The organism is Streptococcus sp. Marseille-Q6488, from assembly GCF_946902925.1.
Lineage (GTDB): Bacteria > Bacillota > Bacilli > Lactobacillales > Streptococcaceae > Streptococcus.
In genome coordinates this window covers 193,376-208,956 of record NZ_CAMPPZ010000008.1, presented here as the reverse complement: position 1 = coordinate 208,956, position 15,581 = coordinate 193,376, and the positions used below count along the sequence as shown (strand labels likewise).

General features: G+C 39.0%; 14 protein-coding genes. 7 read left to right on the top strand and 7 right to left on the bottom strand.

Annotation, left to right across the window (positions count from 1 at the left end; all coding sequences use genetic code 11):
* The first annotated feature begins 80 nt into the window (after nucleotides 1-80).
* Nucleotides 81-563 (top strand): S-ribosylhomocysteine lyase, encoded by a 483-nt coding sequence (locus tag OVN23_RS04260; RefSeq protein ID WP_000032562.1) that lies wholly within the window; start codon nucleotides 81-83, stop codon nucleotides 561-563.
* Nucleotides 564-728: 165 nt separating this feature from the next.
* On the opposite strand, the gene OVN23_RS04255 is transcribed toward OVN23_RS04260, so the two are convergent.
* From OVN23_RS04255 to rsmH, 5 genes are all read right to left on the bottom strand, one after another.
* Nucleotides 729-2,834, bottom strand: coding sequence for an ATP-dependent Clp protease ATP-binding subunit (locus OVN23_RS04255; protein WP_267240655.1), 2,106 nt, complete (start codon nucleotides 2,832-2,834; stop codon nucleotides 729-731).
* A gap of 339 nt (nucleotides 2,835-3,173) precedes the next feature.
* On the bottom strand, nucleotides 3,174-4,154 hold the full coding sequence (gene mraY / locus OVN23_RS04250; RefSeq protein ID WP_267240654.1) for a phospho-N-acetylmuramoyl-pentapeptide-transferase: 981 nt from the start codon (nucleotides 4,152-4,154) through the stop codon (nucleotides 3,174-3,176).
* Between the two features lies 1 nt (nucleotide 4,155).
* Entirely contained in the window at nucleotides 4,156-6,408 is a 2,253-nt protein-coding gene (pbp2X, locus tag OVN23_RS04245; protein WP_267240653.1) for a penicillin-binding protein PBP2X, read from the bottom strand.
* A gap of 3 nt (nucleotides 6,409-6,411) precedes the next feature.
* Nucleotides 6,412-6,717, bottom strand: coding sequence for a cell division protein FtsL (ftsL, locus tag OVN23_RS04240; protein WP_000415898.1), 306 nt, complete (start codon nucleotides 6,715-6,717; stop codon nucleotides 6,412-6,414).
* Between the two features lie 12 nt (nucleotides 6,718-6,729).
* Nucleotides 6,730-7,680 carry a 16S rRNA (cytosine(1402)-N(4))-methyltransferase RsmH gene (gene rsmH / locus OVN23_RS04235; RefSeq protein ID WP_138702533.1) on the bottom strand — a complete coding sequence of 317 codons (951 nt, stop codon included), beginning with the start codon at nucleotides 7,678-7,680 and terminating at the stop codon, nucleotides 6,730-6,732.
* A 165-nt stretch (nucleotides 7,681-7,845) separates the two neighbouring features.
* Between rsmH and OVN23_RS04230 the strand changes: the two genes are divergently transcribed.
* The 6 genes from OVN23_RS04230 to OVN23_RS04205 are packed head-to-tail and all read left to right on the top strand — an operon-like array spanning nucleotide 7,846 to nucleotide 10,267.
* The gene (locus tag OVN23_RS04230; protein ID WP_001082471.1) at nucleotides 7,846-8,040 is read left to right on the top strand and encodes a helix-turn-helix transcriptional regulator; all 195 of its coding nucleotides are present in this window, start codon (nucleotides 7,846-7,848) and stop codon (nucleotides 8,038-8,040) included.
* 15 nt (nucleotides 8,041-8,055) lie between these two features.
* Nucleotides 8,056-8,598: a DUF3278 domain-containing protein gene (locus tag OVN23_RS04225; RefSeq protein WP_173282733.1), complete on the top strand. Its 543-nt coding sequence runs from the start codon at nucleotides 8,056-8,058 to the stop codon at nucleotides 8,596-8,598.
* Between the two features lie 10 nt (nucleotides 8,599-8,608).
* Nucleotides 8,609-8,851 carry a hypothetical protein gene (locus OVN23_RS04220; RefSeq protein ID WP_000711739.1) on the top strand — a complete coding sequence of 81 codons (243 nt, stop codon included), beginning with the start codon at nucleotides 8,609-8,611 and terminating at the stop codon, nucleotides 8,849-8,851.
* A 10-nt stretch (nucleotides 8,852-8,861) separates the two neighbouring features.
* Nucleotides 8,862-9,203, top strand: a complete 342-nt coding sequence (locus OVN23_RS04215) for a hypothetical protein (RefSeq protein WP_267240628.1) — start codon at nucleotides 8,862-8,864, stop codon at nucleotides 9,201-9,203.
* Nucleotides 9,204-9,215: 12 nt separating this feature from the next.
* Nucleotides 9,216-9,794, top strand: a complete 579-nt coding sequence (locus OVN23_RS04210) for a DUF3278 domain-containing protein (RefSeq protein WP_267240627.1) — start codon at nucleotides 9,216-9,218, stop codon at nucleotides 9,792-9,794.
* The gene (locus OVN23_RS04205; RefSeq protein ID WP_267240626.1) at nucleotides 9,791-10,267 is read left to right on the top strand and encodes a glutathione peroxidase; all 477 of its coding nucleotides are present in this window, start codon (nucleotides 9,791-9,793) and stop codon (nucleotides 10,265-10,267) included. Before OVN23_RS04210 ends, OVN23_RS04205 begins: the two co-directional genes overlap by 4 nt.
* 379 nt (nucleotides 10,268-10,646) lie before the next feature.
* Here OVN23_RS04205 and OVN23_RS04200 read toward each other — a convergent pair whose 3' ends face one another.
* The gene (locus OVN23_RS04200; RefSeq protein WP_413777633.1) at nucleotides 10,647-12,056 is read right to left on the bottom strand and encodes a peptide MFS transporter; all 1,410 of its coding nucleotides are present in this window, start codon (nucleotides 12,054-12,056) and stop codon (nucleotides 10,647-10,649) included.
* Between the two features lie 437 nt (nucleotides 12,057-12,493).
* Nucleotides 12,494-14,707: a glycoside hydrolase family 31 protein gene (locus OVN23_RS04195; protein WP_267240625.1), complete on the bottom strand. Its 2,214-nt coding sequence runs from the start codon at nucleotides 14,705-14,707 to the stop codon at nucleotides 12,494-12,496.
* Nucleotides 14,708-15,581 lie beyond the last annotated feature (874 nt).

Genomic DNA, 15,581 nt, shown 5'->3' with positions numbered 1-15,581 from the left:
CCACTCTCGGAGAGGTTTTCTCTCTGTCTCAGGAGCAACCTTTATGATATAATGAAAGAAGAAAACTGAAAGGATTTACCATGTCAAAAGAAGTTATTGTCGAAAGTTTTGAACTTGACCACACCATTGTTAAAGCACCCTATGTTCGCTTGATTGGGGAAGAAACAGGGCCAAAGGGAGATGTCATCTCCAATTATGACATTCGTTTAGTGCAACCCAATGAAGACTCTATCCCTACTGCTGGCCTTCACACTATCGAGCACCTCTTGGCAAAACTCATTCGTACCCGAATTGACGGCATGATTGACTGTTCACCATTTGGTTGCCGTACAGGCTTCCATATGATTATGTGGGGGCGCCACACCAGTGCTGAAATCGCGGCTGTTATCAAGGATTCACTCAAGGAAATCGCTGAAACTACTACTTGGGAAGACGTCCCTGGAACAACCATCGAATCTTGCGGAAACTACAAGGATCACAGCCTCTTCTCTGCTAAAGAATGGGCAAAACTCATCCTAGAACAAGGGATTTCAGATGATGCCTTTGAACGTCATGTGATTTAAACACAAAAAGGAACCAGTTTTTCAGCTGGCTCCTTCTTTTTTATTCTCAAAATTTTGTCTTATACTCAATGAAAATCAAAGAGCAAACTAGGAAACTAGCCGCAGGCTGTACTTGAGTACGGCAAGGCGACGTTGACGTGGTTTGAATTTGATTTTCGAAGAGTATTAGGCTTTTTCACGAATGACTAAAACGCCATCTTCCATATCTGCTTCTAGGTGTTTGGCATCTAAATGATCCAAGTGGAAGTCTGTCACCTTATCACGAATTTCTTGTTCAACCACGCGACGGAGAGGACGAACACCCATGACTTCGTCATAACCTTCTTCTGTGATATAGTCCTTAGCTGCTTGACTGACTACCAAATCAATGTCTTTCTTAGCCAAGGTTTGGTTGACTTCAGCCAACATCAAATCCACAATCTTAGAAAGATCTTCTTTCGTCAAGTGTGAGAATTCGATAACAGCATTGAAACGGTTAAGGAATTCTGGACGGAAGTAAGGTTTCAAACGATCCATCAATTCTGGTTTATCAGCATCTTCTGTCAAGTTAACTTCGTAACCAAAGCCTGCGTTTGAAGTTGCGATAATCACCGTATTCTTGAAGTTGACAGTGTTACCTTGACCATCTGTCAAACGACCATCATCCAAGACTTGGAGGAGAAGGGTAATGACTTGAGGATCAGCCTTCTCAATTTCATCCAAGAGAATGATAGAGTATGGATTGCGACGAACACGTTCTGTTAAGGTATTGCTATTGTCATCATAACCCACATATCCTGCTGTTGTACCAATTAGCTTAGAAACAGCTGTGCGGTCACTGTATTCAGACATATCCAAACGGATGATCGCATCCTTGGTTCCAAACATATCTAGCGCCAATTGCTTAGCAAGCTCTGTCTTACCAACCCCAGTTGGTCCTACAAAGAGGAAACTACCGATTGGGCGATTACCTTCATCAAAACCAGCACGGTTACGACGGATAGCACGAGAAACAGCTTCAACTGCCTTATCTTGACCGATTACCTTGTCTTGCAAGCGATGAGCCATATCTTTCAAACGTTCGATGTCCGTAGCCCCCATTTGAGATACTGGAATACCGGTCATTCGTTCTACAGATTCAGCCACATCGTTGACACTTGCAGTCACCTTCATATCTTCTGTGTGGTTTTCGATTTTCTTTTCCAATTCTGCGATGCGTGTTTTATAGTTTAGAGCTGCTTCAAAATCTTCTGACTCAACAGCTTTTTCTTGCTTGTCTTTTTCTACCTCAATTTCACGTTCAACAGCATGCACATCTGTTACAGGATGCTGAGCTGCCAAGTGAGCCGCCGTAACATCGACAAGGTCGATAGCCTTATCTGGCAAGCTACGTTGTGGAATATACTGAACAGAATAATCCACCGCTGCTTTCAAAACTTCGTCTGGCAAGATGACATTGTGGTGTTGTTGATAGAGGTCACGAATTCCTTGAAGAATTTTATATGTATCCTCTGCTGAAGGAGCATTGACCTTGACTTCGTTAAAACGACGAGCAAGAGCAGCATTCTTCAAGATGGTGTTACGGTATTCATCCTGAGTCGTTGCCCCAATCACTGTCAATTCCCCACGAGAGAGAGCTGGCTTAAGAATGTCTGCAAGCCCTTTAGAACCACTGTCTCCACCAGTGCTACCTGCACCGAGGATTTGGTGAATTTCATCAAAGAAGAGAATAATATTCCCTGCTTCTTTCACTTCATTGACTAGGTTTTGAACGTTTTCTTCAAAACTACCACGGTATTGAGTACCAGCCTCAAGACCTGAGATGTCAATGGAAATAAGTTCCTTATTCTTAATGGCAGCTGGAACATCACCGTTCACAATGGCTTGTGCCAAACCTTCGACAACAGCTGTCTTACCAACGCCTGCATCTCCGACCAAAACAGGATTGTTCTTAGTACGGCGTGAGAGGATTTCAGATGTTTCTTGAATTTCCTTGTTTCGTCCGATAACTGGATCCAGCTTGCCCTCACGCGCTTCTGCAGTCAAGTTTCGACCTAGTTTAGCAAGGACACCGTCTTGTTTCATACCTGACGTATGTTGTGGCATTTGGCCATCAACTTCTGCATTTCCTGGTAATTGACCAGTCGCACGATAGTGAGCAAATTCCTCAGGTGTGACTTCACGTCCATTAATCAAGTAACGACGATTTTCAGAACTGTATCCGCGCATACCACCCATCAATTGGTTAAATAAATCATCCATGTTGTTAAAATTATTAAAGTTGTTGTTCATATTCTTTACCTCTTTTTGTTTACTTAGTTATGATTACTGATATTGACTATCTTTGACCTTTGTTTTAAAAAATTTAGACTAGCTAAATCGCTACTCTAGGTACTATTTCTGGTTTTTCTTTTTCAAGCAGGAGTAGACTATCTTTACTTCTGAAGATTTCTAGATTAAACATAGACCCCACCTCTTTCTATTTTACTTTAAATAAGTGTTCTAGTAAGGCTTTCATTTACCTTACGTTCATAATATACTACATTGGTCAGAAAAGGTCAAGTGATTTGACTTTGACTGACCAATGTTTTTTAAAAAGCAAAAACACCCTGAAACATCAGGGTGCCATTCTTACATCAAATACAAAATTGTTAGCGTCAGGAGACTTGCTAGAAGCCCCACTCCCCAAAAGAAGAAGTCAACCTTCCATTCACTCCAAGGATTTCCTTTACCAGACAATCCCCCAAGCTCAAAATGGTGATGCACAGGCGTCATACGGAAAATACGTTTACCACCTGTCAGTTTGAAATAACTTACTTGCATCATGACCGAAGTTGTTTCAAAAACATACACAATTCCGATAATCAAGAGAGTCCATTCTTGGTGGAGGGCCATAGATATAGCTGCCAGCATTCCACCGAGGGCCAAACTTCCCACATCTCCCATAAAGACCTTGGCAGGCTTATGGTTAAAGACGAAGAAGCCGAGTAAACCACCAATCATGGCCAGAATCACCAGAAGAATATCCATCTGACCTTGCACATAGGCAATAATTCCATAAGCAGACAAACTAATCGCCACTGAAATACTAGCCAGACCGTCAATTCCGTCTGTCAAGTTCACTGCATTTGAAAAACCGACTAGCCAGAAAAGGGCGAAGAAAATATAGAAAAATCCCAAATGAACTGGATAACCAAATACAGAAAGGATATCGCCCCCACGCTCATAGAAAAGATAGAAGATAACTCCACCTAGAAGCTGAAGAGCCAATTTCTGCTTGGGATTTAGCCCCTCATTTATCTTACGGAAGACCTTGAGAAAGTCATCTAAAAATCCGACAAGTCCATAAAGGACCAAGATGAACAAAATCATTCCTACATTATTGCTGAATTGGCTACTAAATAGGGCAAAAAAGAAAGCAACCAAAACAGAAGTAATTAAGAAAACCAAACCTCCCATTGTAGGAGTTCCAGCTTTTGCCTGGTGCTGTTTGACATCCTCATGCATCTGCTGGCCTGTAATTTGCGCCTTTCTATAAAATTGGATAAAGGCCGGAATTCCTACTAAAGTTAGTAAAAATGTCACAATTCCAGCACTGATGGAAATAAACATATTAGTCTCCTAAAGTTAATTTAATTTTTTTAATGTTTTTGATAGCTGTATTAGTCCGAACATCTTGCTTCTGAACAACAGAACCTGACCCTTCAAATTCCAGCTCAATATCCAACCATTTAGCAAAGATCTCAGCAGTCTCTTTTTTCCAGCCATACATGTCTGGAATTTCTTCTACCTTATCCGATAAAAGGAGAACTTGTTGGTTTGGTGCAAGATTTTTTCCTTCTTCTACAGAAGTCTCTTTAATCTTTGTTCCAGTACCAACAACGATTGGTTGCACAATATTTCGACGTAAGGCTTCCGCCAAATCACCAGGTGAAATATCCTTGATGCTAGGCATTGCATACGAAGATTCTGTCGTCACTTGATCTAAATTCTTAGCTGGAGATTGAAGATTGAGAGATTCTTTCATAGCTGAAGCCCGCTCCAAGATTGGGGTGGCAAATTCTCCCAACTGGATACCTGAATAATGCTCAGGCTGTTGAACCGTTACATACAAGATAAAATCAGGATTTTCAGCAGGATTCATAGTCACAGCTGAGAAAATATAATTGGTAGAACCAACCAAGTATCCTCCATTTTTCTCATCAGCGATTTGAGCCGTACCGGATTTAACTGCTACATTTTGTCCAGGAACTGTTATAATTGGCTTTCCTGTGTAGTGATTATACATAGTTCCATATAGAGGGTCCGTCCCAACTAAGATCATGTGATTTCGAGTTGTGCTTGCTGCCTCTTTGGAAACAGGATTTCCTACTATTTCTTTTTGTGACTTACGTACAGACTGATTGTTAGTATCATAAATAGCACTTATAAATTTTGGCTCCAGCATAACTCCATCATTAGCAATAGCTGTAAAGGCACGAAGCATTTGTGTTTGTGTCACTGAAATTCCTTGCCCAAATGAGCTTTGAGCAATACTAACAATATTATCAGCTGGAAGTTGACCAGCGTATTCATCTGTCAAGCCAAAGCGAGTTGGAACCCCAAATTTAAAGCGTTTTAGATAATCCAACCAAGTAGCATCTCCCATTTTTTGTTCAAGTAGACTCATTCCAACATTACTGGAGTGAGCGAAACCTTGTAAGAAAGTCATCATCCCACCAGTAGTCAAACCTTCATTAACATCCCAATCTCGAGTCGTCGCATCCGCTATTTTGAATTCACTGCTATTGAAGTATTCTCCACTTGGGAAGGTATTATTATCAATAGAAGAAGCTAACGTCATAACCTTCATGGCTGATCCTGGTTCATAGTTACTTTGATAAAGAATATCACGCCAAACAAAGTCCTCAGTGATTCCTTCTTTAGTATCTGCATTAAAGGTAGGTCGTTGGGTGGTAGCGAGGATTTCACCGGTCTTTGCACTGACCAAGGTCGCGGTCATATACTTACCTTTTACTTTTTCTAGAAAGGCATCCATCTGGGTTTCCATAAAGGACTGGAGGGGGCTGGAAATGGTTGTATAAACATCCTTACCATCTACCGTTTGTTGGGAAACTTGTTCTGTTCCGGGTACAATATTACCCAGACGATCCTTTTCATAGGTAATAATGCCGTCTGTCCCTGCAAGAATACTGTTCAAGGAACTCTCCATTCCAGAGGTTCCCAGCAAACTCTTGCTGCCATCTTCATTTTCATGGAGCTGAGCTAGACCGATAAAACTAGAAGCAAATTGTCCGTTTGGATAACTACGATTGGGACTGGTTGTAAAATCAATCCCCTTGACCTCTGCAGTTTCCAATTCTTTTTTGATAGCCATCATATTGGCATAGGTAATCCCATTGCCCTTCGCTCCAAAGGAAACTTGCTTGAGATTAGGTTGCGAGAGTTGCTCTCTTACATAGGATTCTTCCATGTCCAGATACTTATGAAAGACCTCTGCAACCTTGTTAAATTGTGTTTTCTCTACGTAAAGAATCTTACCCGTTGCTGACTTATAGTTCTCATCAATAACCGCATAGACATTATAGGAGGTTGCATCCTCAGCAATCGGGACTCCATTTCGGTCATAAATAGTCCCACGTTTGGCAGGAACTGTACGGGTGGTTTGATGAACCTTCTTAGCTTCCTTCGCTAAATCTGTTCCAAAGCGAGTGCCCGTCCCAATAATGACCGCAAAATTGACTAAAAAAACGGCAAAAACAAAGACAGATAATAAACTCAGACTTTTTCCAACTCTGCGTCTGTTTTCAGCCGGCGATTTCCGATTTTTCGTCGCATAACGGATTACTCTTTTTGTCCACTTCATATCTTACTCCGCTATTCGAATATTTTCATTGTTTAATTGCAAATCGTGTGAATTGGCAATTTCTTTCAAACGTTCTGCACGTAATAGTTCATTGACCTCTTGCTTGGCATCGTCCAATTCGGTCTTCTTTTCCTCTATCTGCGCATTGATTTTTGTCAAATCATTCTGCACTTGCAAGAGCTTGGTCTGCATAAAAATAATACTAATGGCTACAATAAGAGTGGTTACAGCAATGGAAAAGTAAAAAGCTTTTTCCACACGCGAAAACCGTTTAAGTTGCATCTGTAGTATTTGACCTGTTTTTTCCATTCTTTTTTCCTCTTACTTGTGAATTTTTCTGGCCACGCGCAACTTGGCTGAGTGCGAGCGGTTATTGGCTTCTAATTCTTCTGCACTTGGCAAGATTGGCTTACGGGACACCAATTCCATCTTAGGTTTGAGATCATCTGGGATGAAAGGCAAACCTTTGGGAACTTCCACTGTTGAAGCTTCCTTGAACAATTGCTTGGTCAAGCGGTCTTCTAGCGAATGGAAGGTAATCACTGAGATTCTACCATCTAGAGCCAACATCTCCATAGCCTGCTGAATGGACTCATCTGCCGCTCCCAGTTCATCATTGACTTCAATTCGAATAGCCTGGAAAATCTGCTTGGCAGGATGGCCCTTCTTCTTGAGCTCCTTGGCAGGTTTGGCCGACTTGATAATCTCTGCTAACTCAGTCGTTGTCTCAATCGGCTTCACTTCACGCGCTTGCTCAATCTTACGCGCAATCTGTTTAGAGAATTTGTCCTCTCCATACTTGAAGAAAATACGAACTAAGTCATGATAGTCATAGTGGTTCACCACTTCATAGGCTGTCAGACTAGCATCCTGATTCATCCGCATGTCTAGTGGCGCGTCCTTTTTATAAGAAAAACCACGCTCACGCTGGTCCAATTGAGGACTAGACACTCCCAAGTCATAACAAATTCCATCAATTTCCTGAACACCAGCTTCGCGCAAACGTGCCTGTAAATGACGGAAGTTATCCTTGATAAAGGTCACCATTCCCTTCTCAATGTAAGGTGCCAAGTGTTTTTGCGCATTGTCAATGGCATTCTGATCCTGGTCAAAGGCATAGAGATGGCCTTTTTCACTTAATTTACTTAATAAATATTCGCTATGGCCTGATCCACCCAAAGTCGCATCAACGTAGATACCGTCAGGTTTTACGTCAAGCATATCAATCGTTTCGTGGAGTAAGACCGTTACATGATGAAATTCTTTTGTCATATCTTATCTATTTTACCACAAATCCGACCAGCTTGCACTTGTCAGACAAATAGGACAAGGAGACTACTATTTCTTCAAAAAATATGTCAAAAATACTTGACACTTTATGTTTAAAAGACTATAATATAGTCAAATATATACGACATAAATCAGAAAGGAGACCAGATGAATCGTGTGAAAGAATTTCGCAAGGAATTGGGTATTTCCCAGCTCGAACTCGCCAAGGATATCGGTGTCTCGAGACAGACTATCAATATGATTGAAAACGACAAGTACAATCCAACCTTGGAACTCTGTCTCAATCTCGCCCGCAGCCTCCAAACTGACCTCAACAGTCTCTTTTGGGAGGATAATTTTTAAAAAAGGAGCAAACTTATGAAAAAAGAAACCTTCACGGAAAAACTGATCAAACGCATCTACGGAATTTCTGGCCCTCTTGACGAACACAAACGACGCGAGGCTGATCGTATCGGCAATCAAGTTTTTATCATCCTCTTTTATCTGATGACATTTGGGAATCTCATCCCCGTCGTCCTCGCTTATAAATACCCGCAAATTGTCGCTATCGGCTATCCTCTTGTGGTATTCGGCATTTCGATGATTTCTGCTCTCTATGTGCTCTCCCAAACCAAAAAAACAGGGATTACAGCTATTGATCCAGATATGCTGAGTGAGAAAGAAAGTAAGCAACTACATTACCCTGGTCTGAAAGCTGGAATAGTCTATGGATTAATGAGTTTTTTTACAATCCCTCTTCTCCATATACTGCTAGGTGAGAGTCAGGACTATCTTCAGTCACTTCTTGCTTTTAAAAATATTTTTTCAAGCATCCTCCAGTCTGTCTTCTTTGGAGTGGTTATACAGATTCTCATCTCCCGTCGCATTGCAAAAACTAAGAAAAATCCGGATGAGGATTAGGAGGAAACTCATGAAAAAAGAAAAGAAACAGTTACGTTATCCTGGTCTGAAAGCAGGTTCGATTTATGGAACAGTGATATTTTTTATAATTCCACTTATTGATACCCTAACAAGTGAAAATCCAAATTTTATCAGTTCTCTTCTAAATACAAAACATATTTTTAAAACTATACTGGGAGCTTTCTTTTTCGGAGTGATGATACATATTGTCGACTCACTTCGTATTGCAAGAGCTAAAAAAGACCAGGATTAGGAGGTGCCTTATGAAATCATTACTAACTTTACTGACCTATCATCTTTTGTTCAGTTCTCTGCTCATCTTCATCATCATTTCAGGGGACTTACCAATCAGAGAGATATTCCTCGTGCTAGTCTTTTTTCCAGCACTTAATAAAGTACTAACTTATCTAAAGATTAACTCCCCAAAAACGCGCACACTTAACTTAGCACTATACTTTATAATTCTATCTTTTCCACAACTGATGCTCGCCTCAAGCGGTTGGAAATATTATTTACTGTTCACTATCGCTAGCATTTCTTCTATCACTTATCTTTATTATCTCTATCAACTCGTTAAAGAAGTCAATCAAAAACCGCTCATTTAGGAGGTTATCAGCATGAAAAAAGAAGACTTCACCACTCGCCTACTTCGAAATCTCTTTCACATCCAAGGCCCTTTTGATGAATGCCGACAAGAGATTATCTACAAGGCTTGTGCCCGTTCCATGGTCCAAATCGTTTATTCTTCCTTCTTCCTCTTCTTGTTTTATCTATTATTTGGACGCTTCATAGAAGCCGTTCGCTATGCCATGCCCTACGTTTACTCTGGACTCATTTTTTTCATTACTTTAAAAACTCAAAGAGCCGTCAAAGAACTCCATCTGGAAAAAGATGACAAGTCAGAAATCATCCTCAAAACCTACAGCAAAAACCAAATCAAATTTCGAAGCTGGGTTGTGTTTATCGGTCTTCAGATTGGCCTCTTTACCCTACTCATCTTTCATAAAGTCTTCGTTCAGCAGATGTCCCTTTCAGATTTTGGAAAGTTGCTCGTGCAATTCGATAAAAGTGTTCCTTTCCTGATGTATGGCCTGATTATCGGCAGCATTTTTGGAACACTGACCTACGGATTTCTATCACTACAGGAGGAGAAGACTCCTAAAAATACCAAACAGAAGGAGAAAAGCAATCAATGACTACACTATACGATTTTTCAGTCTTAAATCAAGACAATCAAGAAACTCCACTAGATGCCTATCGTGGGAAAGTTCTCTTGGTTGTCAACACTGCTACCGGATGTGGTTTAACGCCCCAGTACCAAGGACTTCAAGAACTCTATGACCGCTATCAAGACCAAGGTTTTGAGATTTTAGACTTCCCTTGCAATCAGTTTATGGGGCAAGCACCAGGTAGCGCAGAGGAAATCAACGACTTCTGTAGCCTAAACTATCAAACCACCTTCCCACGATTTGCCAAGATTAAGGTCAACGGCAAAGAAGCAGATCCCCTCTATGTTTGGTTGAAAGACCAGAAATCTGGACCACTGGGAAAACGAGTCGAATGGAATTTCGCTAAGTTTCTTATCAATCGAGATGGGCAGGTCTTTGAACGCTTCTCTTCAAAAACAGACCCAAAACAAATTGAAGAGGCCATACAAACCCTACTATAATTCACAATCTCACTATGATTAGGTTTCCTTTAGCCTATTGAATAGTGAGATTTTTTGATTGGCTTTGACTTATACTCTTCGAAAATCTCTTCAAACCACGTCAACGTCGCCTTGCCATATATATGTGATCGACTTCGTCAGTCTTATCTACAACCTCAAAACAGTGTTTTGAGCAACCTGCGGCTAGTTTCCTAGTTTACTCTTTGATTTTCATTGAGTATTAAATAGAAAAAGTGTACGATTGTCTACTAGGAATATCAAAAACATCATGAGTTTTAATCAAACTAAAAGGACTTAGCCCTGTACCATACAGAACTAAATCCTTTGAATAAATAATTGATCTAACTTTTAGAATCCCTACAGAAATCCCAGTTTTTCTCTATTTGATACCAGACATTAGTTTTTCAATACGTGGAACGTAGAAGAGTAAGATAATACCGAATACAATCGTAATTCCTCCAACAATTCCATAGTAAGCTACTTCAGTTTCGCTTGTATAAAATTTTACAATTTGAGCATTGATAGCTTGGGCAGCTGCATTACTCAAGAACCAGATAGACATCATTTGTGCTTGGAAGGATTTTGGTGCTAGCTTAGTAGTGACTGATAGACCAATAGGCGAAATCAACATCTCCCCTACAATCACAATAGCCCAACTCATAATCAACCAGAGAGGACTGACCTTAACATCTGTCCCAAAGAGCATCCCTGGTAACATCATCCACAAGAAGGATAAACCTGCAGCAAATAAACCGTAAGCAAATTTCTTAGCAGAGGATGGTTGCTTTTTACCCATTTTCCCCCACAACCACGCAAAAATCGGCACATAAATCATAATGAAAAGTGGATTGATACTTTGGAAAAAGCTAGATGGGAAATGAATCTGATTCCCAAATACATTAAAGTAAAGTCGAGTTTGATCATCCGCAAATAGAGCGAGAACAACAGACCCCTGCTCCTCAATAGACCAGAAGAGTACTCCAGCGATAAATAAAGGAATGTAGGCAAATACTCGGGATCTCTCAGTAGCAGTTATTTTCTGACTAGATAAAATTTTAAAGAAATAGTAGATTGGAATGATTACCGCAATTACTGTAAAGATATTAACAATCATATCCACGTTAAACTGGTGAGTAAAGACTAAACCTATAACCACAAGAATAACCATGACAAGTGTAATCAGCAAGCGTTTAATCAAGGTCTGCCGGTCCTTCTGTGAAAGTGGATCAGTAGGGTAAAGACTTGATTCAGGCAGGTATTTCTTCCCATCTAAAACATACTTCACCAGACCAAAGAACATCCCAATGGCAGCTAATGAGAAACCTAGATGGAAATTGACTTCCTGACCTAGATAACCTACTAAATAAGGGGCAACGAAGGCACCTAAGTTAATACCAAAGACAAAGATACTAAAACCTGCATCCCGTCTATCATCCTCTTTCTCATAAATTCCCCCCACCATATCTGAGATATTGGGTTTTAAAAATCCAGTTCCAAAGATAATCAAGGCAATAGAAAGATAGAGAGCCACTTGTCCAAAAGGTGTTGCCAAAGCAATATGCCCTAGCATAATCAGAATCCCACCGTAAAAGACAGTCTTACGGCTTCCTAAAATACGGTCACTGACAAAACCACCGATAACCGAGGACAAAAATACCAGCGAGCCATAAATCGCCATAACCGATGCAGCTGTGGTCTTATCCATCCCCAACCCACCATCTTGCACACTATAGTACATATAGTAAAGTAGGATAGCTCGCATCCCATAGTAAGAAAAGCGTTCCCACATCTCTGTAAAGAAGAGGGTGGACAAGCCCATAGGATGTCCAAAAAATGTTTTCTGTTTTTCCATATATACTCTCCTTAAAAATATAATAACTTATTTTACAGAATTTTCAAACGAATGTCAAACAAATTATGTTTATTTTAGAAAATTTTCTGAAAAAATCACACGTCTCATACTTAATTCCACCATAAAAAGCCATTTCAGACTAACTTCCACTTCGATCAGGCAAGTGGAAGTTACTTTGAAAAATCACCTTTAAAAATTTGCTCTTGTTTAGTTTAAAAATGTTTCAAACCTTGAAACATACTTATCCTTTCCTCTTCAGTAAACAAAAAACATCCCTATGCCAAACTTGTAATTACTAAAATACAAGTCAATAAGCATAGAGATGTAAAACTATTACACATTAAATAATAGAAATTATGTACGAAATTTCTCAATTAGTTTTCGCTAGTAAATATCAATTCCAACAAACGCCCTCTCAATTCCTTATCCTGATGATGCAAGATATTCATTAAGTCATGAGAATTTTTGGCATTGATGAATTGATTTAACAATCTATCTTTTAATTCATATGGAAGAGAAGCCGTCTTTAGTAGTCTAAAAACTTCATCATTTAGAGATGGTATTTTATTATCTTTCCATTCAAAATTAGCTGTATCATTCTTATTTGGCAATTCAATTATAGACACATTCGTTCCTTTAAAATGAATTCTATGTTTTCTATTGCTTGGAACGATACTAGAATCTCCTTGTAATGTTAGCTCTACCATCCCCATTTCCCAGTCGATTGATAATCTTGTTTTATATCTTTGACCATTTTGATCTTCAATCATTTCAAAAGAATGTTGTTTGCCTGGGAATACATACCAATCTACAACTTCAGGTAACTCAACACCCATATCTATCTCAGAACCAACCAAGGGAATGATTGCACCACTTTTTGCAAACACAGGTATAGTTGAAAGGTCTCTATAAACACTCAACTTCACACCACCTGTATATTTTTTCTCTGAAAAGAAGTCATACCATTCACCTTCAGGGAACCATACATCCACTTTTGCAGATTGGAATGCCAAATCCATCTTCTCTACAATGGGAGCCACCATCAGTTCTGTTCCAAAAAAGTATTGATTTGGAACATTATAGCTCTCATCATTCTCTGGGTAGAAATAATAGATTGGGCTGATTAATGGGGCACCTTCCTCGTGTGTCTTTACATTCATGGTATATAGATATGGAATCATCTGATGTCTCAAACGAAGGTATTTCTTCATAATCTTAGATGTTGTTTCTGAAAAAAACCAAGGTTCTTTACTATTAAAGGGACTTCTAGAACTATGTAAGCGAGTTATCGGACTAAAAACGCCAAACTGTAGCCATCTAGTTTGTAGCTCCTCGTCATAATCCCCCAGCATGTGTCCACCGATATCATGACTCCACCAACTATAACCGATATTAGATGCTGTCGCTGTAAAATAAGGTTGAAATCTTAACGAATCCCAACTAATAATAGTGTCCCCTGAAAAACCAACAGGGTAGCGGTGACTGCCAGGCCCTGCATATCTTGATAAAATTAAGCCACCTTCTGCATTTTTACAACTATCCTGATAGTGATAATGGTTTAAAAGCCACAGTGGATCCAACATGCCTTGTGTCCCTTGTTGCCAGTCAATCCACCAAAAATCTACTCCCTGCTTTTCTAGCTTATAATGAACATCTTTAAAGTAGGATTCTCTAAAAGATGGATTAAAAAAATCAAAAATAGCAGGTTCCTCTAATTCTACATTTAACCCTAATCGTTTTGCGACCCGAGGATAAGCTTCTTCATAAGCCCGTATACCATCAGCAGGATGGACATTTAAGGAAAGTTTTAACTTTCTATCATGAAGTTGTTGCAATAACTGTTCTGGATTTGGTATTAAGCTTCTATTCCAACTATATCCTGTCCAGCCACTTCCAAAACGAGCTGGAATATCAGTTATATGCCAATCCATATCTAACACACCGATAGATAATGGAATTTTCTCTGTTTCAAATCTGTCTATTAAATCCAAGTATTCATCCGACGTATAAGGCCAATACCTACTCCACCAATTACCTAAAGCATATCTTGGCAACAAGGGTGTTGAACCAGTCAAATGGTAAAAGTCTCTGATTGCTCCTCTATAATCATGCCCATAGGCAAAGAAATAGAGGTCAATTTGATTTTCTCTCTCAATATAACCAGACTGTTCATCCCAAATAAATCCTTTAGAATCATCCAATAAGGCTATACCATTTCGGCTAATAATTCCATCTTCTAACGAGATTGCTCCATCTGCCTCATCCAGAGTCCGAGCTGTTCCTTTTAACGTTTCAATAGATTCACCAAAATACCAGCGACTACCATATACGGCAAAATTTCCTTTTAATTCTATAAATAAATTTTCGGCGTTAAATTCTCCTTTATTAAAGTGCAGATGAAAATAGTCCGTCATAATATCTAGTACGTTTGATGTCTCGATATAATCTAACGAAACTTGGCCAAAATCTCTATTATAGATAAGTTGTGTCGTTCTATCCTCAAAACTTCCAGTTTGAGAGTATTCTAACCTTACTAGCTTGTCTGTTAATACAGAGATTCGATAAAACTCTCCCTTAAAAATTTTCAATTTGTTTTCCTCCTTTTATGTAGCATAAAAACAGAACGCACCATTTTTGATGCGTTTTTCCTTATTCTGAATGCAATGTTCTATCTATGACAAATAATACTCAATTGAAAAAATGTAGTAGACAAAATATCTTTTAACAAATCAAGAGTTTATTAAAGAGTTATCCCTTTCCAACCTTTCTAAGATAGGATTGATAAATAATTTCAAACTCTTACTAGCAATCATACGATATTCAAGCTCGCGTGCTTTTTTCCTTCCTGCTTATTTCTTAGAACTGAAGAACCCGGATAGGTATATAAATTATTCGGATCAACATAGTCATAAGATTCATAACAGTTGCGCTTCATTAAGTCATCCCCAGAGCAAGAGCTTCATCTCGTAATTTTTCAACATCACTAACCGTAGGTCGCCATCCTTCAATCATATTTATACTTAATACCAAACACTCTTAAAAACGGATCGGTTTTCAAAAGCTACTCCCATGATTGTCATCTTTTCTTTATCTATATCTAAGGACATATGCTACCTCCTTTAGTTACATTATACCATGTTTCTCTGTAGCTTTTAAATATTTTATTTTGTCTATAACACCTTAATATTCAGTGCGCTTATCCTATTTTATAAACCTCAAACCCAAATATAAAACGTATTCTTTTTCCTTTTTAACTAATGATGCTGAGCAAGAACTTAACTTCAGGGGAAAACGAAGTAAGACTAAACAAAAATCAAAAACTGATTTCGTACAACTCAAAATACTGATTTGAGACTGAAGATAATACTAGAATGCTAATTAATGTTTTTATAATAAAGAGCTGACGACTTATGTTGCTTTTGATTTCTTAAGAATATAAAAAGAAACAATAAGGTAAACTTT

Excerpts from the sequence above, each read along its gene's own strand:
- OVN23_RS04205 (WP_267240626.1), top strand. The coding sequence starts at position 9,791 with ATGACTACACTATACGATTTTTCAGTCTTAAATCAAGACAATCAAGAA.
- OVN23_RS04215 (WP_267240628.1), top strand. The coding sequence starts at position 8,862 with ATGAAATCATTACTAACTTTACTGACCTATCATCTTTTGTTCAGTTCT.
- rsmH (WP_138702533.1), bottom strand. The coding sequence starts at position 7,680 with ATGACAAAAGAATTTCATCATGTAACGGTCTTACTCCACGAAACGATT.
- OVN23_RS04255 (WP_267240655.1), bottom strand. The coding sequence starts at position 2,834 with ATGAACAACAACTTTAATAATTTTAACAACATGGATGATTTATTTAAC.
- ftsL (WP_000415898.1), bottom strand. The coding sequence starts at position 6,717 with ATGGAAAAAACAGGTCAAATACTACAGATGCAACTTAAACGGTTTTCG.
- OVN23_RS04230 (WP_001082471.1), top strand. The coding sequence starts at position 7,846 with ATGAATCGTGTGAAAGAATTTCGCAAGGAATTGGGTATTTCCCAGCTC.
- mraY (WP_267240654.1), bottom strand. The coding sequence starts at position 4,154 with ATGTTTATTTCCATCAGTGCTGGAATTGTGACATTTTTACTAACTTTA.
- OVN23_RS04220 (WP_000711739.1), top strand. The coding sequence starts at position 8,609 with ATGAAAAAAGAAAAGAAACAGTTACGTTATCCTGGTCTGAAAGCAGGT.
- OVN23_RS04225 (WP_173282733.1), top strand. The coding sequence starts at position 8,056 with ATGAAAAAAGAAACCTTCACGGAAAAACTGATCAAACGCATCTACGGA.
- OVN23_RS04210 (WP_267240627.1), top strand. The coding sequence starts at position 9,216 with ATGAAAAAAGAAGACTTCACCACTCGCCTACTTCGAAATCTCTTTCAC.
- OVN23_RS04200 (WP_413777633.1), bottom strand. The coding sequence starts at position 12,056 with ATGTGGGAACGCTTTTCTTACTATGGGATGCGAGCTATCCTACTTTAC.
- OVN23_RS04260 (WP_000032562.1), top strand. The coding sequence starts at position 81 with ATGTCAAAAGAAGTTATTGTCGAAAGTTTTGAACTTGACCACACCATT.
- pbp2X (WP_267240653.1), bottom strand. The coding sequence starts at position 6,408 with ATGAAGTGGACAAAAAGAGTAATCCGTTATGCGACGAAAAATCGGAAA.